18 protein-coding genes and 2 pseudogenes are annotated in these 23,881 nt (G+C 42.7%); 7 read left to right on the top strand and 13 right to left on the bottom strand.

The genetic code is table 11. The features are described from left to right. Positions 1-175: 175 nt before the first annotated feature. The 5 genes from nudC to HMPREF9944_RS11180 all read right to left on the bottom strand — a co-directional run bounded on the left by nudC (position 176) and on the right by HMPREF9944_RS11180 (position 5,171). Entirely contained in the window at positions 176-946 is a 771-nt protein-coding gene (gene nudC / locus HMPREF9944_RS11200) for an NAD(+) diphosphatase (protein ID WP_008566422.1), read from the bottom strand. Next, positions 946-2,697, bottom strand: coding sequence for a bifunctional metallophosphatase/5'-nucleotidase (locus tag HMPREF9944_RS11195; RefSeq protein WP_008566420.1), 1,752 nt, complete (start codon positions 2,695-2,697; stop codon positions 946-948). Before HMPREF9944_RS11195 ends, nudC begins: the two co-directional genes overlap by 1 nt. A gap of 67 nt (positions 2,698-2,764) precedes the next feature. Continuing rightward, entirely contained in the window at positions 2,765-2,896 is a 132-nt protein-coding gene (locus tag HMPREF9944_RS11190; protein ID WP_008566419.1) for a hypothetical protein, read from the bottom strand. A 12-nt stretch (positions 2,897-2,908) separates the two neighbouring features. Continuing rightward, entirely contained in the window at positions 2,909-4,330 is a 1,422-nt protein-coding gene (locus tag HMPREF9944_RS11185) for a DUF4270 domain-containing protein (RefSeq protein WP_008566418.1), read from the bottom strand. A 25-nt stretch (positions 4,331-4,355) separates the two neighbouring features. Next, complete coding sequence (locus tag HMPREF9944_RS11180; protein ID WP_008566417.1) at positions 4,356-5,171, bottom strand: glycogen/starch synthase; 816 nt, start codon at positions 5,169-5,171, stop codon at positions 4,356-4,358. 167 nt (positions 5,172-5,338) lie between these two features. Here HMPREF9944_RS11180 and panC point away from each other — a divergent pair, with 167 nt between their 5' ends. The 4 genes and pseudogenes from panC (at position 5,339) to HMPREF9944_RS11165 (ending at position 9,691) form a co-directional block, all read left to right on the top strand. Continuing rightward, a complete protein-coding gene (panC, locus tag HMPREF9944_RS11175) occupies positions 5,339-6,208 on the top strand; it encodes a pantoate--beta-alanine ligase (protein WP_008566416.1) in 870 nt (289 codons plus the stop codon). Next, on the top strand, positions 6,205-6,549 hold the full coding sequence (gene panD, locus HMPREF9944_RS11170; protein WP_008566415.1) for an aspartate 1-decarboxylase: 345 nt from the start codon (positions 6,205-6,207) through the stop codon (positions 6,547-6,549). Before panC ends, panD begins: the two co-directional genes overlap by 4 nt. A gap of 650 nt (positions 6,550-7,199) precedes the next feature. Then, a pseudogene (locus HMPREF9944_RS13535) lies at positions 7,200-7,427 on the top strand (site-specific integrase); the annotation flags it as partial. Positions 7,428-8,239: 812 nt separating this feature from the next. Further along, positions 8,240-9,691 carry a radical SAM protein gene (locus tag HMPREF9944_RS11165; RefSeq protein ID WP_155814684.1) on the top strand — a complete coding sequence of 484 codons (1,452 nt, stop codon included), beginning with the start codon at positions 8,240-8,242 and terminating at the stop codon, positions 9,689-9,691. Between the two features lie 85 nt (positions 9,692-9,776). Here the strand turns inward: HMPREF9944_RS11165 and HMPREF9944_RS11160 are convergent, their stop codons facing one another. The 3 genes and pseudogenes from HMPREF9944_RS11160 to HMPREF9944_RS11155 all read right to left on the bottom strand — a co-directional run bounded on the left by HMPREF9944_RS11160 (position 9,777) and on the right by HMPREF9944_RS11155 (position 12,184). After that, on the bottom strand, positions 9,777-10,844 hold the full coding sequence (locus HMPREF9944_RS11160; RefSeq protein ID WP_008566412.1) for a relaxase/mobilization nuclease domain-containing protein: 1,068 nt from the start codon (positions 10,842-10,844) through the stop codon (positions 9,777-9,779). Continuing rightward, positions 10,828-10,998 (bottom strand): annotated as a pseudogene (locus tag HMPREF9944_RS13570) (plasmid mobilization protein); the annotation flags it as partial. The pseudogene HMPREF9944_RS13570 and the gene HMPREF9944_RS11160, both read right to left, overlap by 17 nt. Before the next feature lie 130 nt (positions 10,999-11,128). After that, a complete protein-coding gene (locus HMPREF9944_RS11155; RefSeq protein ID WP_008566410.1) occupies positions 11,129-12,184 on the bottom strand; it encodes an IS5 family transposase in 1,056 nt (351 codons plus the stop codon). Between the two features lie 378 nt (positions 12,185-12,562). On the opposite strand from HMPREF9944_RS11155, the gene HMPREF9944_RS13450 reads away from it, so the two are divergent. Continuing rightward, positions 12,563-12,697, top strand: a complete 135-nt coding sequence (locus tag HMPREF9944_RS13450) for a hypothetical protein (RefSeq protein WP_008566409.1) — start codon at positions 12,563-12,565, stop codon at positions 12,695-12,697. A 61-nt stretch (positions 12,698-12,758) separates the two neighbouring features. Then, entirely contained in the window at positions 12,759-13,013 is a 255-nt protein-coding gene (locus HMPREF9944_RS11145) for a DUF5053 domain-containing protein (protein ID WP_004373772.1), read from the top strand. Positions 13,014-13,427: 414 nt separating this feature from the next. On the opposite strand, the gene HMPREF9944_RS11140 is transcribed toward HMPREF9944_RS11145, so the two are convergent. The 3 genes from HMPREF9944_RS11140 to HMPREF9944_RS11130 all read right to left on the bottom strand — a co-directional run bounded on the left by HMPREF9944_RS11140 (position 13,428) and on the right by HMPREF9944_RS11130 (position 19,221). After that, entirely contained in the window at positions 13,428-14,852 is a 1,425-nt protein-coding gene (locus HMPREF9944_RS11140) for a TolC family protein (RefSeq protein WP_008566408.1), read from the bottom strand. Then, positions 14,836-18,024 (bottom strand): efflux RND transporter permease subunit, encoded by a 3,189-nt coding sequence (locus HMPREF9944_RS11135; RefSeq protein WP_008566407.1) that lies wholly within the window; start codon positions 18,022-18,024, stop codon positions 14,836-14,838. The genes HMPREF9944_RS11140 and HMPREF9944_RS11135 overlap by 17 nt, the downstream gene beginning before the upstream one ends. A gap of 117 nt (positions 18,025-18,141) precedes the next feature. Then, positions 18,142-19,221: an efflux RND transporter periplasmic adaptor subunit gene (locus HMPREF9944_RS11130; protein WP_004372869.1), complete on the bottom strand. Its 1,080-nt coding sequence runs from the start codon at positions 19,219-19,221 to the stop codon at positions 18,142-18,144. 871 nt (positions 19,222-20,092) lie between these two features. On the opposite strand from HMPREF9944_RS11130, the gene aspA reads away from it, so the two are divergent. Then, positions 20,093-21,505 (top strand): aspartate ammonia-lyase, encoded by a 1,413-nt coding sequence (gene aspA, locus HMPREF9944_RS11125; protein ID WP_008566404.1) that lies wholly within the window; start codon positions 20,093-20,095, stop codon positions 21,503-21,505. Between the two features lie 557 nt (positions 21,506-22,062). Here aspA and HMPREF9944_RS11120 read toward each other — a convergent pair. Then, positions 22,063-23,142: a relaxase/mobilization nuclease domain-containing protein gene (locus HMPREF9944_RS11120; RefSeq protein ID WP_008566403.1), complete on the bottom strand. Its 1,080-nt coding sequence runs from the start codon at positions 23,140-23,142 to the stop codon at positions 22,063-22,065. Beyond that, positions 23,126-23,557: a plasmid mobilization protein gene (locus tag HMPREF9944_RS11115; RefSeq protein ID WP_008566399.1), complete on the bottom strand. Its 432-nt coding sequence runs from the start codon at positions 23,555-23,557 to the stop codon at positions 23,126-23,128. The genes HMPREF9944_RS11120 and HMPREF9944_RS11115 overlap by 17 nt, the downstream gene beginning before the upstream one ends. Positions 23,558-23,881 lie beyond the last annotated feature (324 nt).

Genomic DNA, 23,881 nt, shown 5'->3' with positions numbered 1-23,881 from the left:
AAAGGTCAAGGATTGATATAAGGAAGGCCAGAGGATTGATATAAGGAAAGATCAAGGGTTGATATAAGGAAAGGTCAAGGATTGATATAAGGAAGACCCGAGAATTGATATAAGGAAGCCTTGAGGCTTCCTTATAGGAAAGGTCAAGGCTTCCTTATAGGAAGGGAAAAGAGTTTTATTTTGCGAGCCAGTCATCGAGCATCATTCGTGCGATGCTCATTCGTTCGGGAAGCCGAGGCAGGTTGTTTTTCGAGAACCATGCCCCTGCAGAAAGTTCTTCCCGTTGCAGGCGAATGTCGCCGCCGGCGTAATCGGCATTGAAACCGACCATCAGACCGCTGGGGTAGGGCCATGGCTGGCTTCCGAAGTAGCGGAGGTTCTTGATGCTGATGCCGGTTTCTTCCATTACTTCGCGTCGGACCGCTTCCTCGAGCGTCTCGCCCGTTTCGACGAAGCCGGCCACGAGTCCATGGAAATCACCTTTGAAATTGCGGGCATGGACGAGCAACACCTCATTGCCTTTGTGAATGAGCACGATGACGGCGGTAGCCAATGCGGGCCATGCCTCTTTGCCGCAAGAGGTGCATCGCTTGCTGATGTCCGTGCTCATGGTCATCGGAGCGCCGCACACTCCGCAGAACCGGGTGCTTCTGTCCCAATAAAGGAGCTCTTGGCATTTTCCTGCTTTCAGATATAGATTGGAAGGCAGGCGGTAGAAACAGTTTCTGAGGCTGCACATCTCGTATCGTGCATGGTCGGCGGGGAGCGTTTCCGTCATAAAGGTCTTCACCTCGTCGCCGTTGTCCATGGGCGAAACGTTCAGTATGTGTGTCTGTTCAGTGGTTGCAATCGGTGGCTGTTCGCCCTTGGGAATGGAACAGCTCCCGTCGGAAAGCCGTTCCAGCACGATGTCTCCTTCGTGGAATATGAACCAAAGCCATTTCATCATTTCTCTTCTTTGGGATTGCGCTTGTGTCCGAACAGCAGCAGACTGTCACGCTTAGCTGCAGGCTCGGTCCACTTCTCCGGGACGAACCTCCAATTATTATTTGCCTTGGGGGCCACGGTCCCCATCTTCTCGATTTCCTGCATCAGGTAATATCTCTGGTCACGCGGACTTCTATAGATGATTCTTCCGGCAAGACTGTCTTTGGGAATGCCAGCACCTTTGGTGAGCAGTTCTCCACCGCCGTTTCCACGGTAGCTATTGATGGCAACGGTGTACCATTTATGCTCATCGAAAGGCTGTCCGTTCGACATGCGCAGGATTTTTACCTTATGGCCGTCGGGCTTGGTGACATCGACAATGTAGTCGATACCTGCAGCAGAGTCGAAGTTGAATGTGAAGTTCTTGAAGCCGAGTCGTTGTGCGTCGTCGCGTGTGTTAGCCAATAAGAGCAGATGGTCGTCGGGCGATTTCATGGTGTTTACCCATAGGTCGTAGCTCATTTCCAAATGCTTTCTTATTTCTTCGCCCGTGAGCCGCATGACATAAAGCTGGTTCTCGAACCTGTAGAGATTGAACATGTCGGCCACTCTCACCGGACCGGCCTTGATGGAGGCATCGAATTGGAGTGGGGCATTGAAGGCAATGTCTGCTTTGGTGATTTGCAACTGCAGATTGAGAATGAAATCCGTGAATACGCATGAGCCGAAATAGCTGTCGCGGGTGTAGATGGAGTTTTGGAAGTTCCCGATGATGCGGTCTACGTAGTTGTTCACCTTCGCCATCTGTGGCTTGAAGTGGGCCATATAGTCTTCGTCCACTTCTATGTCGGTTACATCGACCAACGTTCCTTTCACTTGTTTGTCGGTAAGTTTCCCGTTCTTATAGGTCAGACTGATGTCGGCCTGCGCAACGGTCATCGCATTATTGGCAGGATTGATGCATAGCACTTCTTTGCCTGCAGTGTTTCTTAGAGTTTGGTTGTATCGTGTGTGGTCGTGCCCGAACATGACTACATCGAAGCCCGGCACCTGCTTTGCCACAACGATGCTTGCATCTTCTTCGTATTCCTTGGTTTTGATGCCGCCTTCGCGTCCGCTATGAAATAGTCCTATCACTACATCAGGTTGTTCTTTCTCCCTAATAATCTTTATCCATTTCCTTGCCGACGTAACCATGTCCTCAAACTGAAGTCCCTCCCAGATGTTTTCGGTAAGCCAATTGGGAATGGCTGGAGTGAGCATGCCCAGAACAACGATCTTCACGCCATTTCGTTTCACGACGGCATAAGGATGCGTGTAGGGCTTTCCCGTCTTCTTGTTGATGACGTTGCAGGCGATGACGGGACACTTTACTTCCTTTATCCATTTATCGTAGACGGCATGTCCCGGTTCAATGTCGTGATTGCCTATTGTCTCGGCATCATAACCTAAATAGTTGATGACATCTGCTGCGATGTTTCTTTCATTCGTTGCCACATAGTTATAGAAATAGCTGGTAGGTTGTCCTTGCAGGATATCACCATTATCCAAGAGGACGATATTACCTCCGTGTTGTTTGCGCAGTTGTTTTACATAGCTGCTGACTCGTGCCATGGAGCCGGGGCGTGGTTTTCGGTTTGTGAAATCATAAGGGAAGAAACTTCCATGGACATCACTTGTCTCGATAAACGTAAGTTTGATTGCTCTTTCGGTCGCATAGGCTTGTATGCTTAATGCTGCTACAAAGAAGAAAGAAATGATTTTTTTCATAAGAATGCTATCTTAGTCATTGAAAAAGCCGAGACTTCACATTTGTCTCGGCTTCTATATTATTAGCTTACAATGCTTCGTCTTCTGGCCGTTTGGGAATTTCTCTTCTCAGTTTGGTAAGATGTTTCCTATTCTTCAGCCATTGTTGCTTTCGCTCCTCATAGCTCTGTCGTTGACGTTCAAGAAAATTGTCAGCCATGGAAAATATCTGTTATTTGAATCTCGTATATATCACCGTCAGTTTTACAGGAACATTACCACCAGATAGTTTTGTGCTTCTAATAGACATATCGTTATAGACACCTGTTGGATAGCTTGCAGAATAGCCACCCGTTTGAATAGTCATATCCGTTGTTGTCACCGGAATGATGACCACTTTGTTCCAATTTGCAGATGCCATGCCGCTCTGTTTGGTAGCATACATCATACGAATCATCGGTCCTATATTGTTGAATGTGTATCCATTATTGCTTAGAGTGGCAACAAAGGAGTTCTTGTAATTCGTAAAGTTATGATGCTGAAAGAAAGTCTGTACACTGTCGGCTGGAATCATTAATATTTTCTTTGGAGCCTCAAGTGGATAAGTGCTTGTTGTTGTATTATTGATTCGCTGTAACGTTATCTTGGCAGTGTTGATGCTGTCCTTTTCGTGTCCTGAGATAATGTTCTCAACAGGCAACGTCATTTGTGTAAATATACCGGCCGGCGTTTTCAGATAAGTCCCGGTGTTATCGTTTATCAATTGACGGAGCGCATTGGCATCATTGGTAATATGAGTTGTTTGCATTACTTCCTGCGTGCCTCCAAATGTTGCGATCCGATTATAAACGGAGTCTTTGTATTGCATGCGGAAGTAGACATAAAGAATAGAGTTATATATCTTGGCTATGGAGCCCAATCCACCATCTGCTTTGAAATAGAAGCCAGGTATGACATTATGAATGAACTTATAAGAATTTTTGAAGTTACTGGGACTTTCATAATACTTATTCATAACGTAAGAGCCATAGTTCTTGTAAGTCTTATCATCTTTATCCGTATATGACTGATTGAGCGGTATGCGAATACATGGACTATGGTCTTCGTTAGCTTTCTTAGAGGTGGAACTTTGTATGTCGGCCAAAGTGTATGTCTTGCCTATTGTCAAGCCGGAACTTCTTACATAGCCTTCGGTTATCGGGTTGAATGAGGTATAATAATCTTTATTGTCTTCTATCGGTTTATTTAACTCATACATGGTAAGGTGCATAGGGGCCAAAGTGTCGCCGACATTGTTTTCATGGAACAGCCTGATTTCGCATGAGTCTGCATAAATTTTTCCCGCCTCTTTGGAAACGATACTTCCCGATTCAGGGAAATTAAAATCCTCTAAAACGCTGAATTGCGTCATAAAGTCGGCTGTGATATCGGTTCCGGTTTCCGGGTCTTTGAACTTACCTACATAGCCACTTGTATTCCGAGACAATACTGCATTGGCTGAAATGGATTGAGTAGTGACGTTAAATGTATCCGTGGTTATTTCCAACTGGTCGAATTTGTCGGTCAATGACGTTCCGATGCCATCTGTTGTGTCATCACAAGATACTATAACAAAGGAAGCAAGCAAGAAACTTGCAATATGTTTCAATTTCATCAAAATGAATATTATACGTTAATACTTATTCCCCAACGTTGGGACTTATCTCCTTATAGAAGTCGGCATACGCTCTCATAAAATCTTCACCCGGATATTGAAGAACCGGAAGATGCTTTTGCGTCGCATAAGCCAACAAGTCTTTGTGTATATCAGGGCTGGCTTCAATGACTCCGTCACTATAATCAAGTGCTAATTTCCCCAATTCCTTGAAATCAAATTTATCGTTATAACCAGCCATGAGACTCTTTTTGGCTTCTCTGAAAGCGATTATCTCCTTGAATTTACTTCCCAAATCGCCTTTCATTTGTTCTGAAAAGAGAGCAGTAATGATTTTTGTATTGGCAAAGGAGGGCTCATCATGATAAGCTGTTTTAATATAAAAGGGCACAACCGAACTCATCCAGCCTTGACAATGAATGATGTCCGGTGTCCATCTCAGTTTTTTCACCGTTTCCAATACGCCCCGAGCAAAGAAAATGGCCCGCTCACCATTGTCGGCATATTCTTTCCCAGTTTCGTCTGCAGTCATCTGACGCTTCGTGAAATAGTCATCATTGTCAATGAAATAAACCTGTATTCTTGATTGCGGTATTGAGGCCACCTTGATGATAAGCGGGTGATCCGTATCATCAATGATAAGATTCATTCCCGAAAGCCTGATTACTTCGTGCAATTGGCCACGACGCTCGTTGATATTCCCCCATTTAGGCATAAAAGTGCGAATCTCAAGTCCGCATTCCTGAGCTTTCTGAGGTAAATCGCGCCCCATGATTGACATTTCAGTCTCAGGAACGTACGGAGTGATTTCTTGATTGATGAATAATACTTTCTTTGCCATGTCAATATTTCAGATTTGAATAGTGCAAAGTTATAAAAAAAAAAGCGAATAGGAGAGAAAAATAATCTAAAGCGACGAATTTGGCTGTTAATTCGAACATTTTTATAATTCTTCTTCCTTATTTAAGAAAAAAATAGTTATTTTGCAGTGCCAATAGGAGAAAGAAAATGAAAGTCTTTAATAAGATTGTTGATTTGCAGAATGCGCTTTTCCTTGCGCGAAAACAAGGCAAGAAGATTGGTTTGGTGCCAACGATGGGAGCGTTGCATGAGGGGCATGCCTCTTTGATAACGAAGAGTATCGGAGAAAATGATATAACGGTGGTTTCTGTTTTCTTGAACCCGACTCAGTTTAATGACCAAAGCGATTTCGACCGTTACCCAAGGACGCTTGAGGCCGATAGCCGTTTGGTCGAGGCCTGCGGCGCAGATTACATATTTGCTCCTTCCGTCAAGGATATATATCCCTGTCCCGACACCCGCCATTTTGAGTTTCCTCCCGTGACGACGGTCATGGAAGGGGAACGCCGTCCCGGCCATTTCAACGGAGTGTGTCAGGTTGTGAGTCGTTTGTTTTATATTGTCCGACCGGACAGCGCTTATTTCGGAGAGAAGGATTGGCAGCAGATTGCCGTCGTCAAGCAACTTGCGAAATATATCAATAGCAATGTGCGAATAGTCGAATGTCCGATTATCCGCGACCCCGATGGCTTGGCCAAAAGCAGCCGCAACAGTTTGTTGACGAAGGAAGAGCGCGCCATTGCGCCTGCAATTTATCAAATATTGCGCGAAAGTGTAGGCTATGCCGAGACGCATTCCTTAAAAGAGACGCGCAACATGGTTGTAGAGCGTATCAATGCGATACCGGAACTTGAAGTAGAATATTTTGAAATAGTCGACGGCGACAGCCTGCTGCCCGTCGAAAACTGGGAGCGTTCGGAGTATATCGTGGGGTGCATCACGGTATATTGCGGTAAGACGCCCATTCGGTTGATAGACCATATCAGATATAAAGATAGAAAAAACAAAAGACGATGATGATTGAAGTCTTGAAAAGTAAGCTCCATTGCGTTACGGTTACAGAGGCAAACCTGAACTATATGGGGAGTATTACGATTGATGAAGATTTAATGGACGCCGCAAACCTGATTGCCGGCGAAAAGGTTCAGATTGTCAACAACAACAACGGCGAGCGTTTTGATACCTATATCATCAAGGGCGACCGCGGAACCGGCTGTGTTTGCCTGAATGGTGCAGCGGCCCGTAAGGTACAGGTGGGCGATGTCGTCATTATCATCGCCTATGCTCTGATGGAATTCGAGGAAGCCAAAAAGTTTGTTCCAACCGTAGTGTTTCCCAAAAAGGGAAATCTTCTTTAGCCTCTTTTCTCAATCGGAAAATTATTCCAGCCATATTGCGCGCCAATCTCACCCATATTGGCGCGTGAAATGGCTGAGATTACCGTTCAATATAGCTGAAATAAAAAGGCAGGATGGCTGATGTGGCCAACCGCCCGAACAGGTGCGGGATGCACGGCTCGTGCATCTGTCCACGTTTTTGTTGACAGTTGACGCGCAGACGGGTGAACAAGTTGATTGTTCCGCGCTGAACGGACGCACGAACCATGCGTCCCTATCTCCCCCGTCTCGGCTTTTTATTTTCCCTCTCTCGGCTATTTGTGCCTCCATTCCTACCGCATTGTGCGTTGGAATAGGTTCAGCTTACCACGCAACATGACAGCTATTTCATCGCAAAAAGAGTTGAGAAAAATTTCCTTGCGGGAAGAAATAATTTTTCATACGGGAGAAAATAAATTTATATACAAGGTTAAATAGTTCTCAAAATATATTTAATTGAAAATAAAGAAGTTACCTTGTTGTGTAGACTAAATAGGTAACGATTTGGAAACGAGCGAATTGCTTTTAGTCGCAAGTTTCTGCATTGACAAAGAACACTTGTTATTCTATTTGCAAAGATAATCATTTGCTTTGAATAACAAGCGTTTTTGATAAAGATTTCTCTCTTTCGCTTCGTCTTCTCTTGTTTTCAGGTTTGGAAATCTCTAGTCTCTGCAATCTCAGAAAGAAAAACATTGTTTTGGAAGAAGGAGAACTTTGCATCAAGGGCAGACAGTATGAAGGCTAAGACTCCATACTGTCTCCTGGGTGGGCGATATATATATTAGGAAAGCAAGCTGGTTTTGTCTTTGACGTGACGACTAACTAACATTATCCACAACGGCATGTATCATACACAGTGAAACATTTGCCTGCCCCCTGCAGATCTTTCATTGCTTTAACCATAGTCTAATTATAAATGGCTATATTTTGATAAACTTAAATAAGAAGATAGAAGAATCGGCAACGACAGGAAAACCTGCAGAGTTTTTATTTTCTTTCTTGTTATATTCTTTCAAAGAATCGATTTTTGCAACTCAAAGGCACATTATCCACAAAGAAAGACAAAACTTTCTCCATTTTTTTTCTTTTATATCAACTGCCATTTCGAAATAATTTTCATTCCTATTTTTACCTAAGAATAGCAATATAGTCTTGCTTGTAAAAAATATTGTTTTTGATTTATCCTATTTTATATCTCCCGTCAAGTTTGTGTTTTCAGAACAAAATTAATCTTTATTCATTTCGGTAAAAGCTATATCAGTACTCCGTAGTTAATAACATAAGCTAAGAAAAATAATAGTCCTTTCTTATGAAGACACTGCTCAATACTGCCATTTTGACACAACGGTGAATTGTATGTCTATCTGGAATGAGTTTTGCAAGAAAAATGTATTCCTATTATTCCAAGGTATAGGATATAAGAAGTGTTATTAACGTCTTCGCAAGAAGACATAGTATTAATTGGCCATTATGGCTTAAAACTGATTAGGTATGAAAAAATTCAAAAAACCTATGCTAATGGCTCAAGGCTCTGTTAAAATGGCAGATTGTCGTCCTAATAGCAGACCTTGCGGTAGACCTTGTAATCCTCCTGGACCTGGAGGACATCGCTAAATTTACATATCTGATGGTGTCTTTAAGACACCATCAGATATTTTCAACTATTTTTATGGCATACTATAAAATTAATCCTCTTGTACTTTTCCGTAATTACGGAGACTTTGGTTATATAACAGATAATCGAAATTTTGGATATAATTTCACAGGTACTGATTTCATTCTTGGTGATCAAATTGTTTCAGAAACAGGTGCGGATATTCTATCTTGCCTCGAAAAACAGCCCCTTTCTATTAATGAAATTACGGATAGGGTTGCCTTACTTTTTGAAATTGAAGAAGGATATAATCTACAGAAAGACATCGTTGAATTTCTTGACTTGCTAAACATGAAGGGATTTGTGATTAAAGGCGAATCTCCACAAGAATGTAACAAGAATAATATTCTCTATGGCTTGGGAACAAATAGAATCAATGATCAAAATCCATACAAGAAAGAATGTGAACTAATCGAAACACAAGAGTTTTTGGGTAAACGGTTTGGGGAATCTCCTTTTCCTACTAGCATTCATGTGGAGATTGTAAGTGAGTGTAATGAAAGATGTATTCATTGTTATATACCTCATGAGTTAAAAACAGAATTGATGGATGATAAATTCTTTTATCGTATTCTGGATCAAGCCCAAGAAATGAAATTGCTTCACATTACAATAAGTGGTGGAGAACCAATGCTACATCCACACTTTGTTGATTTTATAAAGAGATGTAGAGAGTACGACATGTCTGTCAATGTTCTTTCTAATCTCACATTACTTGACGAGAACATGATCAGGGAAATGAAAAATAATCCCTTGCTTAGTGTTCAGACTTCCGTTTACTCAATGCGACCAGAGGTCCATGATGGGATTACTCGGCATAAAAATAGTCTGAGGAAAACCTGTACTTCTGTTCGTAAGTTAATAGAGAATGGCATCCCTGTTCAATTAAGTTGCCCTATTATGAATGCCAATTATGATAGCTATAAAAGCGTCCAACAGTGGGCGTTTAAGCAAAAAGTTCCATTGGGATTCGACTATTCCATCATTGCCAAATACAATCACGATAAGGAGAATTTGAACTGTCGAGTATCAAACGAGGAACTATACGAATTTATTGCAGATAAGATGACTAATGACTCTTCTTATATTGAAGATCTTGAAAAAGAAATCGCAGATAATAAAAAGAAATCTGCAGACGATTATATTTGCAGTGTTTGTAATTCTTCTATTTGCATTAGTCCTCAAGGAAATGTCTACCCTTGTGTAGGCTGGTCTGACAGAATTGTGGGAAATCTAAACCACGATACACTTAAGAATATTTGGCTTAAATCGGGGGAAATAAAAAAACTGCGCTCTATACGACGTAAAGATATTCAAGAATGCAAATCATGTCTTCAGAAAGATTACTGTTCTGTTTGTATGGTTAGAAACTCAAATGAAAGTTCTACAGGAAACCCTTTTGAGGTGAGTAAATACTTTTGCAACATCGCTAAAATCAAAAAGAGATTGTATGAGAGTAAAAAATAGAGATCTAACAATCATTTGCCTATTATTCCTAAAGTAGGTAACATAAATGCAAGTTCAGAATATCATTGCAAAAAAGATAAGTTTGCTATAGTCCTCTTCCTCTTTTCTTCTTTTTCTTGGCTTGGTATCTGAGCCTGTGCTGCCATGCTCTCTCGGCATAATCATCACCGTGTGTCTGTGGGTTGATTAACCCGCCTACTCCGGAAATGATTTCTTCTGCTGCATTTATGGCAGTACTTGCCACATTGCTTACGGCTTGTGCAATAGATGAACTTTCATTTGTGTTGACAGGTGATATATGGGAGCGGCTGGGAGGAACAAGTTGATAACCTGTATCGGATTGAGCGTTGTTCTTTGTCGGCTCATCTGCCATTGTCATGGTTTTCTTTGGTTCAGTCTTTTTGCTTATCTCGAAGTTCTTCTGTAAGGAACGGTAACCGAACTCCCTGCCGATTTCGGAAGCTTTGAATGTCTGGCCACAGTAGGAGAACTTCAAACCATATACTTTGCCCTGCTTATTCTTCAAACGTTCTATGATTACACCACTCTTGTTAAGGTCGTAGAGGAACATGGAGTGCCCTGTGATGCCTGTACCTTTGTATTTTTCAAGTAGGGCATAGCAAATCTTCTGTATTTGTTGCTTGGTCTGTTCTCTCGTAGGATTGGCCTTTGCTTTTTGGTGTTGTCTTTCCGCCTTTACTTCCTTTGCAATGGTCAGGCCGTACTTACGGCTAAGTTCCTCTGCGACCCTCGCTGCCTTGTTGCTCACAAAGGTAGTGTCATAAACGTTGCCATACAGACTAATGCGATTGGCGATGATATGGATATGCATATTGTCGGTGTCTTTGTGTGTAACCGCTACCCATTGATGGTCGGCAAGCCCCATGCGCCCTGCAAAGTTTGACGCAAGATTACGGACAGAGGTTAAATTCAATCTTGGTTCATCTTTCGGTGCTATACCGATTTCAATGCGGAGGAATTTGTTTCTGCACCGGGTGTTATAGTCGTTCACTATCTTCATTTCCTCGTAAATTTCCTTTGGTGTTGTTCCACAGAGATTATGAAAGAGAAGTGTTTTACCGAGTTTTCCCTCTCTAAAAATATATTCCAGCGCATTGCTGCCATGTGCAATTGCTCTACATTTTCCTATCATTCTCCATCAGATTTAAGAGTTTAATTGCCCTTTCCTCAATGTGGTATTTGGGATTGAAGAAACGCTTAAATGCCTCCCTTGCCAGATAAGAAAGACTTTGGGTAATCAGTACCCATGCATCATCCTTTACCTTGATAAGATTGGAAATATGAGACCTCTGCAAAACCTACACCCTCTCAATTTTCTCCCATATACTTTTAGAAGAATGAATATTTTTGACCAAAAGATGCCGCTGGAGGTTACTTTTTGAGTAGATAATAATCTTTTATCGGTGTATTTTCCCCTTATCTGATACAATTTGACACCATAATCCCTGGTGTTCGGTATAAGTTGTAGGCAATGGACTCCATTATATGCTGCGCATGTGTTTTTGAAAGTCCAACGTATCTTGCTATTCCTGCACCAAACCATCTATGCATGGAATCAAAGGTACGTTCTACTTTGTAGCGTATCTTACTTATCGCAACGTTGATACGCTGCTGCCTGTCTGTAATTTCATGTCCTCTTATTCCCTTATGCATGATACGACTTTTAAGTTTCATACGTCTGAGGGTTTCTTTGTTCTCCATCGAGTCATATCCTTTATCGGCATAAACAAGTGCTTTCCGTGGTAGCTTAGCTTTCTTTAGGGGTGTTTCTAAGTGTTTCATATCACTTTCATTGGCAGCTGTCGTTTCCTCGGCAAGCACCATTCCGTTTTCATCCGTTATCGTGTGACGCTTGTAACCGAAGTGGAGCTTTCCCATCTTCTTTACCCAACGGGCTTCTGTGTCTACGTTAGGCTTGACAACTTCTTTGAGCATGGCTTTCTCCGAAGCCTCCATGTTCTCATCCTCTTTTCTATCCTCAACGACCTCATAGCTCTTACCTCCACGGGGGCGACGGGGAGTATTCGTAATGCTGGCATCAATAATGGCACCACGCTTTACAATGATTCCTTTAGCTTCCAATTGCCGATTAAACTCCGCAAGAAGCGTATCATACAAATCCGCTTCAACAAGAATGTTGCGAAAACGGCATACAGTAGTACTATCAGGAACGATATCTTCCATGCCAAGACCTGCAAAGCGACTAAAAGACAGGCGGTCGTTAACCTGATCTTCAACTTCTCCGTCACTCAGACCATACCAGGTACGGAGTAATTCAATCTTGAATAAAATAAGGCTGTCATAGCTGGGCCGGCCAGTAGACTTATAACCTTTTGTATAAGCCACTTCTATTATAGCACGAATGGGTGCCCAATCAATGACTGTGTTTATTTGTGAAAAGAATGTCTGCTTGATCTTTCTTTGCCCAAGGAATAGGTCAGCAAAACTGGGAGAGGATAACTTTTGTTTCATACCATAAAGGTACAAAAAAGATTTAAGAAAGACAAATTATATGAGGAGTTTTGCAGAGGTCTCATTATATCTATTTTTGCAAAATAAACAATAGTAATAACTGGCAAAAGAAGATACGATTGAGAAGCCAGAAAAGATGAACGCTAATAACAAAAGTTATAAAATAACTACATAGGGTCAGTTTCAAAGATTACATGGGGACAGTTTCAATGATTTTTTCCAATAAAGGCACAAAAAGCGAGCAGTACGAATAAAATATTGTTAAAAAACAAACTTTACTACAAATTTTTATAGTAAACGTTTAGGCAATACGATTTTTTATAGTATCTTTGTCTTGTCTTAATAAAACAACAGAATATGAAATAAGAAACCGAAACAATGAAGGTTACACTCAAGGAAAGAGACCTGATTGAGCAGATGAGAAACTATAACCGTTCCTATCCTAACGGTTATCCCAGATTACTGGAAATCATCATCGAGAAGTTCTACTCAATGCTTCGCCAACCCTATTAACAACAAAACACCGCCTCTCCCTAAAAGGGGAGGAGCTTTAATAAAAGAAAGGAATACAACAATGGAAACAGTTATTAGAAAGCCGGTAGTAGTCAGCGATATGAAGCAGCGTTTGGCAGACATCAACTTGTCCGTGTCGTGGATGGACTTTGCCAATAGATACTTCCACAAGTCATCATCGTGGTTCTACCACAAATTAAACGGTATCGACGGCAATGGTGGCACAGGCGGTTTCAATGAGGAAGAGATAGAGCATCTCCGTGGCTCACTTTTCGATCTGAGTGACCGCATCCGCCGAGCTGCAGAAAGAATTTAGGCGTGGTTATCTGTTGACCATTCAAGACAAAAGCCGCCCGTCGCCTACGGGCGCACATCAGCCTCTCGCATTGCGAGGGGCTTTCCCTTTATCCAATCCCACCTCCTCCCTTTTATACAATCTTAAACAACTCCCCATTTAAGATAAGCAGTTATTATTATCCTAAATGAAAATTTATTCGAAATGTCTATTACGCTTATAACGAGGGGATTCATGGCGGATTACGCAGAAAAAACGCAACACCGATAGTGTTGATATGTATATTTCTCAATGCGTTTTATATAGAAACATAATGTGATGGTTCTTGTTTATAAGCATACCTAAATCAAAATCACAATATGTTTTCCGCTGAAAAATTTCGTGATTACGAATAAATCATTTCAAAAAATCACTTGCTTTTGAGTTTGATGAGCCTTATTCTCCAAGACTTCTATATAGGTCTACGACACAGGAAAGCTGCTGTTGACGAGTTTCAAGCAGTTCCATTTGGGCATCAAGTGCGTCGCGTTCGGCCTCAAGTACATCGAGATAAGTAGCTCGTCCGTTCATATAAAGTTGACGAGATACCTCAACCGAGTGTTCCAAAGTCTTCACTTCTTCCTCTTTTAACGCATAATAGGCGGCGAGATTCTTGTTCTTTGACAGTAGCGTACATACCTCAGAATAGGCTGTGAGCAGTGTTTTGTCATATTCATATAAGGCTTGTAGCTGTGCGGCGTCAGCCTGTTGGAAGTTAGCTTCGATAGCTTTTCGGTTGATAAGTGGTGCAGTTAGTCCTCCCACGACACTGTAAGCGAGCGACTTTGGCATACGCGTTAGGTAGGTAGGATTAAAGGCTTCAAGTCCTAAAGTGGCACTAATGTTTACCGAAGGCAAGAAGGCTTTGCGCGCCGTTTCAACGTCCCAATGAGCTGCAGCGAGTTCATGTTCAGCCTGACGGATATCGGGTCGGTGGCTCAAGAGATTGGAAGGAAGTCCTGTAACGATTGTTTTCACGTCTTCATTCAACAACTGTTTGGCATCTCGTTGAATAGGCGTTGGGTAACGACCGAGCAGTAAGTTGAGTGCATTTTCACATTCAGTAATCTCTTGTTTCAATGCAAACTCCTGCGAACGCGCCTTTGCAAGCTCTGCTTTGAACTTCTCAACAGCCAGTTCTGTGTCGCTATCGGCCTCCTTTTGTATCTCAGCTATCTTCTCCGCCTGACGCTGAAGATCGATATATTTGCGTATAAGTGTGAGCTTGTTATCTAAGGCCAACAAGGTATAATAATTGCTTGCGACCTGTGAAATCAATGAAGCGCGCACGGCATTCTGTCCTTCTAAGGTTGCCAAATAACGCTCGACAGCCGCTTTTTTGCTTGATTTCAACTTGCCAAAGAGGTCGAGTTCCCAGTCAAAGGCAAAGCCAGGGTGATAGTTCATGAGTGGATCGGGGATGAGTTTTCCAGGAGTCATCTCGGTAGAAGCATTGCCAGCACCCTCACTTGTGTATCGTCCGGCCTTGCTAACTCCTACTTCAGCCCCCACGGAAAGCGATGGAAGCATGGCTCCTTTGGCTGCAATCATTCCGCTTTTTGCCACAGCTATCTGCTGCAATGTTATCTTTAAGTCTTGATTATTGGCTAAAGCAGAGTCGATAAGTGCCGTGAGTTGTGGGTCGGTGAAAAACATTTTCCATGACGTAGGCGTAGTCTTCGCCGTCAGCGTATCACCATTATATTGCGTGGGTAGCTGCAAACGTGTGCGGCTATTGACTTGCGTCGCTTGGGGAGTCTTGCAAGATGACACTCCGATGGCAAGCAGAATAAGAAGGAAAATATTATTTCTTTTCATCATTTTCAAGTTTATATTGTTTGTCTTTCTCCTCAGTCAATGGCTTGTTTCGTTGGTAACGAACCATCTTTACATGGTCGGCCATGCGCCCAAAGATATAATACAATCCCGGAACGAGAATGAGTCCGAAGCATGTTCCGAATAGCATTCCACCTGCAGCTGCCGTGCCAATGGTTCGGTTTCCAATAGCCCCTGCACCATGAGCAAATACTAATGGCAGCAAGCCGGCTATGAAAGCGAACGATGTCATGAGGATAGGACGGAAGCGAGCTGCCGCACCTTCGATGGCTGCTGCACGTATACTCTTGCCTAAGTTGTGGCGTTGCACGGCATATTCTACCATTAACACGGCATTCTTTCCAAGCAAACCAATCAGCATGACCATAGCAACTTGGGCGTAGATGTTGTTTTCCAATCCCGTGAGTTTTAGGAAAATGAACGTTCCACAGATGCCTGCGGGCAGACAAGTAATAATTGGAAGTGGCAAAAGGAAGTTCTCATATTGTGCTGAAAGGATGAGATAGACGAATGTTAAACATACAATAAAGATGATCAACGCTTGGTTTCCTTGGTCTACTTCGTCTTTAGTGATGCCGGCAAAGTCGTAATCATAGCCGTGAGGTAGCGTCGAAGCAGCCACCTCTTCGATAGCTTTGATGGCCTGACCACTACTGTATCCAGCTGCTGCTGAGCCTGTAACTTCGGCAGAATTATATAGATTATGCCGTGTCATCTCACTCATTCCATATACCTTTTCCATGTGTAAAAAGTCGGCATAAGGCACCATTTCATCCTGGTTGTTCTTTACATTTAACTGCATCAAGTCTTGTGGAAAAGCACGATATTTTGGGTCGGCTTGCACGATGACTTTATAGGGCTTACCAAATCGAACGAAGCCCGTCTCGTAGTCAGAACCAATCAATGTGGAGAGATTATCCATGGCTGTACCGAGCGTAATGCCTTTTTGTGCGGCGATATCATTATCTACTCGAAGCATGTATTGAGGGAAACTGGCCGAGTAAAAGGTAAAGGCTGAGCCTATCTCTGGACGCTTATTAAGAGCTGAAACGAAGCTCTTGCTGACCTTTTCCATAGCATGATAGTCGTTACTTCCAGTCTTATCGAGGAGTCGAAGCTCGAAACCTGACGCCGCACCATAGCCTGGAATAGAAGGTGGTTCGAAGAATTCTATGTTGGCATCTGTTATCTGTTGGCACTTACTTTCAAGGTCATTGATAATCTCTTTTGCCGTCCGACTGCGTTCCTTCCAAGGCTTAAGATTAATCAAACACGAACCGGAGTTGGCGCTGGTTCCTTCAGAAAGGATCTCATATCCAGCCAAAGAAGACACACTTTCTACGCCATCTTCCTTTGCAATTATACTCGCAAGTTGATGTGCAACCTTATTCGTTCGCTCAATAGTAGCACCAGGTGGTGTCTCAATTACAGCGTAAATCATACCCTGATCTTCTTGAGGAATGAAGCCCGAAGGTAACGAATTGTTGATAAAGAAGGCTCCGATGCAGAACAAAAGTAACAGTGGAAGCGTTATAATCTTCCTCGAAACAGTGCGTTGAAGCACGTTGCGATAGCCGCCGATTCCTTTGTCAAAGCCCGCATTAAACTTATCAAGTACACGATTAAGCCACGTCTTTTTGATGTGGTTATCACGCTCTCGAGTCAATATTAGCGCACAAAGCGAGGGCGTAAGTGTTAGGGCTGTGAAGCCCGAAAGCACGATACCAGAAGCTATTGTGATTGAAAACTGCCGATAAAACATGCCTTCTGGACCGCCCATAAAGGCTACAGGAATGAACACAGATGCCATAACCAACGTCACGGCTACTATGGCTCCACTGATTTCTTTCATTGCCTTTTGCGTGGCTTCCAAAGGTTCTAAGCCTTCTTGGGCTATCTTCACATTGACCGCTTCGATTACCACAATGGCATCATCGACCACGATTCCAATCGCCATTACTAAGGCAAAGAGCGATATCATGTTAAGCGTTATGCCGAAAGCATTCATGACTGCGAAGCTACCTATTAGCGAAACAGGGACTGCAAGGCATGGAATGAGGGCAGAACGCCAGTCTCCAAGGAACAAGAATACAACAAAACCAACGAGTATAAAGGCTTCAAAAAGCGTGTGAATTACCTTTTCTATAGAGGCATCAAGGAATCTACTGATGTCGTAACTCAACTCATAATGCATGCCCTTTGGCATGTCTTTTTGAAGGTGAGCCATAGTTTTCTTGACGTTCTGAATAACTTGTCGTGCGTTCGATCCATAGGCTTGTTTCAGTGTTATGGCTGCAGACGGGTGACCATTCAACGTAGAATATATGTCATAAACCTCACTCCCGAGGCTCACATCTGCTACATCTTTAAGTCTAATAAATTGCCCATCAGGAGTTGATTTCACGACAATATTGCTATACTCTTCAGGCGTTGTATAACGTCCCGGATACTTCAACACATACTCAAAGCTTTGTGCATGCTTGCCCGAACTTTCCCCAAGCTTACCTGGAGAGGCTTCAATGCTCTGTTGTTGTAAGGCATCTGTGATGTCGCTTGCAGACAAACCATAGGCTGTAAGCTTATCAGGCTTGAGCCAAACACGCATGGCAAAGCTCCTCGTTCCAAGGATATCAAGATCTCCAACGCCATCAACGCGGGCGAGTTCTGGGGAGATATTGATGTCCGCATAATTGAAGAGGAAGTTCTGATCGACTTTAGGATCATCGCTATATAGGTTGATATACATGAGGATGTTAGGCTCCTCACGAGATATTTTCACTCCTTCGCGCACAACAGCTGGCGGTAGTTTGTTGGTCGCTGCCGACACTCGGTTTTGCACATTGATAGCATCGACGTTTGGATCTGTACCAAGTTTGAAGACAATGTTTATCTCTCCTTCGCCATCATTGCCTGCATCCGACTCGATATACTTCATTCCCGGCACACCATTCAGTGCCTGTTCAAGAGGTATAAGCACTGACTTAATCATCAGTTCATTGTTGGCTCCCGGATAATCGGCTACCACATTAACCTTTGGAGGGGATATAGATGGGAACTGAGTAATGGGTAAATTGAACAGCGAAAGAATGCCAATGAAGACGATTACCAATGAAACAACGATGGCAAGTACTGGTCTTCGAATAAACTTTTGAAACATATTGACTGTTTATTAGCGTCTTTTTTTCTTCTTATAAATGGTTGTTCTCGTCATGAAATAATATGGTTGGAGAACTTTTCTCGGTTGTAAAGCGTGATGAAAAGCCACCTGAAAGCCTTAGTCGGCATTCAGTTGAACACGCTTCATGGCTTCACTCGGTGTGTAATAACGCGTCTTTACGTGTTGACCATCATGCACTTTCTGCACTCCACTCAATAGAATCTTGTCGTTGGCAGTTACTCCTTCGGCGATAATAAACACCTCTGGTTGTTCAAATGCCACTTTAATCTCGCGTGAATGTGCATAGCCTGCGCCATCAACAACAAACACATAGCGGCGGTCTTCCTCTTCATACGTGGCCTGTTGTGGGATTACCAACACGTTGTGTAAAGGCATATTGATGCGCACTGTGCCTGTTTCACCATTGCGAAGCAAGCCTTTCGGATTGGCAAAGCGGGCGCGAAGAGCTATATTTCCAGAACTACTGTCAAACTCACCAGCTATATTTTGGATGTAGCCTTTAGCCGAAAAGGCGCTTCCATTGGCAAGAATCAGCGTCAAAGGAAGTTTATTTCGTTCGGCAGAATGTTGCTGATAGTCTATATATTCGGGTTCAGAGATATTGAAATATACGTTGAGTGACGAGTTGTCGGATAGTGTAGTGAGTAAGTCGCCTCCCTGTACTAAGCTTCCAATCTTTTTCGGAAGACTTCCTATAACGCCTGTAAATGGGGCGCTGATTAAGCATAATCGTGCTTGAATCTGGGCCAATTTATAATCTGCTAAGGCTGCATTGAGCTTCGCTTTTGCCATCTTTTGTGCGTTGGGCGAAACAATTTGCCCCCTCGTTAGTGTTGTTGTGTTTTGCAGTTCAATGCGTGCTTGCTCGGCTTCTGCCTTTGCCCGCGCCACATTCTGTTGCGCTCCAACAATCGAAATGCGGAAAAGCGGCTGACCGGCTCGCACCTGTTGTCCTTCAGTGACATAGACTTGCTGCAGAATTCCCTCTTGCTGCGCGCGTACTTCTATGTTTTTTCGCGATTCAATATTGGCCACATAGTCCTTTGAAACTTGTGTATTGGTTACCCAAGGAGACGTTACTGCGTAGACCGTTTGGTCGCTGTTTTCCTTGTTTTTGCGGCATCCTGTGACTACAATCAACGTGATGATAGCCATCAACAGCATCTCTTTCTTCATACCTAACTAATGGGTTATCCGATTATCTTTTACTAATGATTCAAGAATTAAATACAAATTTATAGATTTTTTAAGTAGGTTGCTGTAAATCTATCATTAAAAAGACTTAATAGATAGAAATTAATTGCTTCTTTAACTCTATTTTTATATAATGTAAAGTGAGGTTAATCATCTTGCAATCTGCCTCATTTCGTCGTGCGTTTTGCCTCAGATTACGCTACAAAATCATAGGAATTATGAGCGCGTTTCACTTGTTGTGTTTTTTAATCCAACTTTATGGTCTTTGCCTTTGGATGCAGTGTGGGTTATCATTCGGCTTACAGCATGCTGAAATAAAACACTATGCGGTGCATCATACAACCGAAACGTCTCTATAACTCCTTTGAAAAGACAAGATGATTTGTTTGCTTTTTTACAAAAACAATGCAGGATTTTGTAAATAAGTTATGACATTTTTCATTTATCTTTGTATTCAAGAACGAGACAAAAAGTTTGTTTCTATAAAACGTTATCATTGCTTATATGGCATCATCTCAGTTGATTTCTCTGCCGAATGCGTTATCGGTGTCATCCCTTCTCACGACAGAAAAGGGTGCTTTTCAACGTGAATCGTGCTGCGCATCAGCGCTGAGTAACGAGTCAATCGAAGCAAAACGTCTATACCTTATATATAATGGGGGCTTTCATCTCCATCAACTTGTCGGCCCCTATGCCTCACTTTTCCTCGCGAAAGGGCAGGATAGGCGTGACAAACTGCGGCAAGAGCCGACTTCTTAGCAATCAAAAGAATTTATTTATTTACCGGAATCGGAGCACCTTTCGATAGTAAAGATAACTCCATTCCATAGTAAACACTTCAAAAACAACACCTATGTCAGAAGAAAAATTTAGAGTAGAGTCCGATCTTTTGGGCGAACTTAAAGTGCCAATCAATGCTTATTATGGCGTACAAACACAGCGTGGAATCAACAACTACCACATTTCACGAAAGAAAATGCGTGATTATCCCGACTATGTTGTGGCAATTGCCTACGTGAAATTAGCTGCAGTGCAAACCAATCACAGCTTAGGCGTGATTAATGATGAGATATCTGGTGCCATAAGTCAAGCCTGTCAAGAGATTATTGACGGTAAGTTTCACGAGGATTTCCCTATAGATATGATGCAAGGTGGAGCCGGAACATCGGTTAATATGAATGCCAATGAGGTGATAGCCAACCGAGCTCTCGAGATAATGGGACACAAAAAGGGAGAATATCAGTATTGTTATCCTAACGATCATGTTAATTGTGGTCAGAGCACTAATGATGTTTATCCCACTACTATACGTCTTGCGCTCATCCGAATGAATAAGAGTCTTGTGGCCAGTCTAACGGGATTGATCAGCGCTTTGCGTTATAAGGGCGAAGAGTTCAAGGATGTTTTGAAGATGGGACGCACCCAGTTGCAGGATGCAGTGCCTATGACGGCGGGCCAAGAGTTTAATGCTTATGCCAACAATCTTGAGGAAGAGATTCTCAACTTGGAACGAAACATCAAACTCTTACATGAGATTAACATGGGCGGTACAGCCATTGGAACAGGTCTTAACGCTGTACCGGGCTTTGCAAAGCTATGTGCTGCCAACCTAAGTAAACTCACTGGAGAACCTTTTGTGTCTGCAATCGACCTCGTAGAAGCTACTCCTGACACAGGCGCTTACGTTAGTTTCAGTGGTGCTTTGAAGCGTTTGGCAGTGAAACTCTCTAAGATTTGCAACGACTTCCGCCTCATGGCATCTGGTCCGCGCTGTGGTCTTAACGAGATAAATCTGCCTCCTAAGGCCCCAGGTTCATCGATTATGCCGGGTAAAGTCAATCCCGTTATCCCTGAAGTTACTAATCAAGTATGCTTCAAAGTCATAGGAAACGACGCCACAGTAACGTTTGCTGCCGAGGCAGGTCAACTTGAATTAAACGTTATGGAGCCTGTAATCACCGAGTGTCTCTTCGAGAGTTTGTGGTGGCTTCACAATGCTATTGACACGTTAACTGAGGAATGTGTGCTCGGCATTACAGTCAACAAAGAACGTTGTTACGAAATGGTTAAGAACTCAATCGGCATCGTTACCGCGCTCAATCCATACATTGGATACAAGAATAGCACAAAGGTTGCGAAGGAAGCCCTTGAGACTAACCGCTCCGTTTACGACATTGTACTCGAAAAAGGCTTGCTAACGAAAGAAGAACTTGACGAGGCCCTCGATCCAAAGAATATGCTTGCATCGCATAAGTTCATTAAATAAATTATCTGCTTCAAAAGAAAAGAGGCTGCAAGGAATTATTCCTGCAGCCTCTTTTTTATGCTTATAGCCTCGTCCCTTTAACCAAATCATCTCCTTATGTTATGCAATTCTAAGTGTCTGTTTTAATTAGTCGGTCGATGAAAGCAATGGAAAATTAAGCCCAAAGAACCCACTTTCTTTCTGAATATACATGAAATTTTATTGTGAAATAAATGAAAGAAAGTCAATAGGTTACGGAGCTTACCCCATTGTTCTTTTGAAAGGAGACAATAATCTGCGTCATATCATGGTGTAAAATAGGGCAAATCACCGCGCAAGATGATTTCTAAAATGTATCTAATTGAAAATAAAGAAGTTACCTTGCTATACAAACTAAACAGGTAACGATTTGGAAACGAGCGAAGTGCCATTAACCGCAGGTTTCTGCATCAACAAAGAACGCTTGTTATTCTATTTGCAAAGATAATCATTTGCTTTGAATAACAAGCGTTTTTGATAAGATTTTCACTCTTTTGCGTCATCTGTTGTTTGGAAAGATTGAAAAATGAGGAGAATGGTTATATACCTCTTCCTCTTTTCTTCTTTTTCTTGGCTTGGTTTCTGAGTTTTCGTTGCCAAGCCATCTCTGCATAATCATCACCGTGTGTCTGTGAATTAATAAGTCCACCTGCTCCCAAAATCATTTCTTCGACAGCATTCAAGGCGGTGCTTGCTACATTTCCTACGGCTTGTGCAATAGATGAACTTTCGTTTGTTTTTGTAGGCGGTATGTATGAACGGCTGGGAGGAACAAGTTGATAGCCTGTGTCTGAGTGAGTTTTATCTTTTGCAGTCTCGTGTGCCAATGTGTGAGCTTTTGTTATCGTCTCCTTTGTTTCGGCCTTATTGGCTATCTCAAAGTTTTTCCGCAAAGAGTGGTATCCGAACTCCCTGCCGATTTCGGAAGCCTTGAAACATTGCCCGTTGTAGGAGAACTTCAAACCATAGACTTTTCCCTGTTTGTTCTTCATGCGCTCTATGATAATGTTGTTCTTGTTCAATTCGTAGAGAAACATGGAGTGCCCTGATATGCCACCGCCTTTATATTTATCCAACAAGGCATAACAGATTTGCTGTACTTCTTTCTTTGCTTGCTCTCTCGTAGGATTGGCTTTTGCTTTCTGATGCTTCCTCTCCGCCTTGACCTCCTTTGCGATAGTCAAGCCTTTCGAGCGACTTATTTCCTCCGCCACTCTTGCTGCCCTGTTGCTTACAAAAGTGGTATCATAGACCTCTCCGTACAGACTGATGCGGTTAGCAATGATGTGAATGTGTCTATTATCGGTGTCCTTGTGCGTTACCGCTACCCATTGGTGGTTGTCAAGTCCCATTCGCTTGGCAAACAGATGGGCTATCCGCATGAGTTCAGAAACGGACAGCTTTTTCTCATCCTGTGGTGCTATACCGATTTCGATGCGGAGGAACTTGTTTCTGCAACGTGTGTTGAAATTGCTGACCACTTTCATTTCCTCGTAGATAGTCTTCGGCTCCCTGCTGCAAAGATTGTGGAAGGCAAGCCGACTACCAAGCTTTCCTTCTCTGAAAATATAGTCCAAAGCCGTGCTTCCGTGTGCTATCGCCTTACATTTTCCTATCATCTCTCGACATATTTAAGACCTTATATATTTCATCGTCCACACGAAAATGAGGGTCGTAGAACCGCTTAAATGCTTCTTTTGCACATAAGGAAAGGTTCTTCGTTATATGTACCCATCTCTCATCTTTCACTTTGACAAGGTTGGAAATCTGCCCATAGAACCTGCCCGTATGCTGGAGTATGGCAATGGCTTCCCTTTCATTGTCCGTCATCTTAGGAACGGCAATTACCTCACCATTAAGGAGTATCTCACGGCAGTAATCTGAGAACTTCCGGCCTGTGCTTTCTGCCTTTGATTTAATTCGCTGCTTTTCCTCTAAGGTGCATCTTACCTTGATGAACTCCGTCTTGTTCATCCTCGCTTCTTCCTTACCTCGTTGCTGCCACTTGGCAGTCTTTCTATTATATCTGTCCATATAAGTTTCTTTGAAAGTTAATCATTGTAGATGATTTGTTGTTGCTTAATTCCTGAACACTGACCGATGAGAACGGAGTGATTACGGTCTAATCTCCCCGACAATTAAACGAGGGGAGCAAGCGCAGTTTGTGGGTACAAACTGACGTCTTGCAATGTCAGTGATAAGACCATTTACGCACGAGGCGTTTTGCAGCCGAAAAGTGAATGCTGTGCATTCTGTGTTTAACTGTGTTCGTGGTGTTCTCATCATTCAGATGTCTGCTTGCTAAAAATATGATGTCATATTTGCCCAAATATGACGTCTCATTTACGAGAATATGAC

It is taken from the genome of Segatella maculosa OT 289 (assembly GCF_000243015.1).
GTDB lineage: Bacteria > Bacteroidota > Bacteroidia > Bacteroidales > Bacteroidaceae > Prevotella > Prevotella maculosa.
Note: the sequence above shows the minus strand (reverse complement) of the source record. Positions and strands in the feature narration are given on the sequence as shown.

What these genes read in the sequence shown, in the direction of transcription:
- nudC (WP_008566422.1), bottom strand. Translation starts at nt 946, where the DNA reads ATGAAATGGCTTTGGTTCATATTCCACGAAGGAGACATCGTGCTGGAA.
- HMPREF9944_RS11195 (WP_008566420.1), bottom strand. Translation starts at nt 2,697, where the DNA reads ATGAAAAAAATCATTTCTTTCTTCTTTGTAGCAGCATTAAGCATACAA.
- HMPREF9944_RS11190 (WP_008566419.1), bottom strand. Translation starts at nt 2,896, where the DNA reads ATGGCTGACAATTTTCTTGAACGTCAACGACAGAGCTATGAGGAGCGA.
- HMPREF9944_RS11185 (WP_008566418.1), bottom strand. Translation starts at nt 4,330, where the DNA reads ATGAAATTGAAACATATTGCAAGTTTCTTGCTTGCTTCCTTTGTTATA.
- HMPREF9944_RS11180 (WP_008566417.1), bottom strand. Translation starts at nt 5,171, where the DNA reads ATGGCAAAGAAAGTATTATTCATCAATCAAGAAATCACTCCGTACGTT.
- panC (WP_008566416.1), top strand. Translation starts at nt 5,339, where the DNA reads ATGAAAGTCTTTAATAAGATTGTTGATTTGCAGAATGCGCTTTTCCTT.
- panD (WP_008566415.1), top strand. Translation starts at nt 6,205, where the DNA reads ATGATGATTGAAGTCTTGAAAAGTAAGCTCCATTGCGTTACGGTTACA.
- HMPREF9944_RS11165 (WP_155814684.1), top strand. Translation starts at nt 8,240, where the DNA reads ATGGCATACTATAAAATTAATCCTCTTGTACTTTTCCGTAATTACGGA.
- HMPREF9944_RS11160 (WP_008566412.1), bottom strand. Translation starts at nt 10,844, where the DNA reads ATGATAGGAAAATGTAGAGCAATTGCACATGGCAGCAATGCGCTGGAA.
- HMPREF9944_RS11155 (WP_008566410.1), bottom strand. Translation starts at nt 12,184, where the DNA reads ATGAAACAAAAGTTATCCTCTCCCAGTTTTGCTGACCTATTCCTTGGG.
- HMPREF9944_RS13450 (WP_008566409.1), top strand. Translation starts at nt 12,563, where the DNA reads ATGAAGGTTACACTCAAGGAAAGAGACCTGATTGAGCAGATGAGAAAC.
- HMPREF9944_RS11145 (WP_004373772.1), top strand. Translation starts at nt 12,759, where the DNA reads ATGGAAACAGTTATTAGAAAGCCGGTAGTAGTCAGCGATATGAAGCAG.
- HMPREF9944_RS11140 (WP_008566408.1), bottom strand. Translation starts at nt 14,852, where the DNA reads ATGATGAAAAGAAATAATATTTTCCTTCTTATTCTGCTTGCCATCGGA.
- HMPREF9944_RS11135 (WP_008566407.1), bottom strand. Translation starts at nt 18,024, where the DNA reads ATGTTTCAAAAGTTTATTCGAAGACCAGTACTTGCCATCGTTGTTTCA.
- HMPREF9944_RS11130 (WP_004372869.1), bottom strand. Translation starts at nt 19,221, where the DNA reads ATGAAGAAAGAGATGCTGTTGATGGCTATCATCACGTTGATTGTAGTC.
- aspA (WP_008566404.1), top strand. Translation starts at nt 20,093, where the DNA reads ATGTCAGAAGAAAAATTTAGAGTAGAGTCCGATCTTTTGGGCGAACTT.
- HMPREF9944_RS11120 (WP_008566403.1), bottom strand. Translation starts at nt 23,142, where the DNA reads ATGATAGGAAAATGTAAGGCGATAGCACACGGAAGCACGGCTTTGGAC.
- HMPREF9944_RS11115 (WP_008566399.1), bottom strand. Translation starts at nt 23,557, where the DNA reads ATGGACAGATATAATAGAAAGACTGCCAAGTGGCAGCAACGAGGTAAG.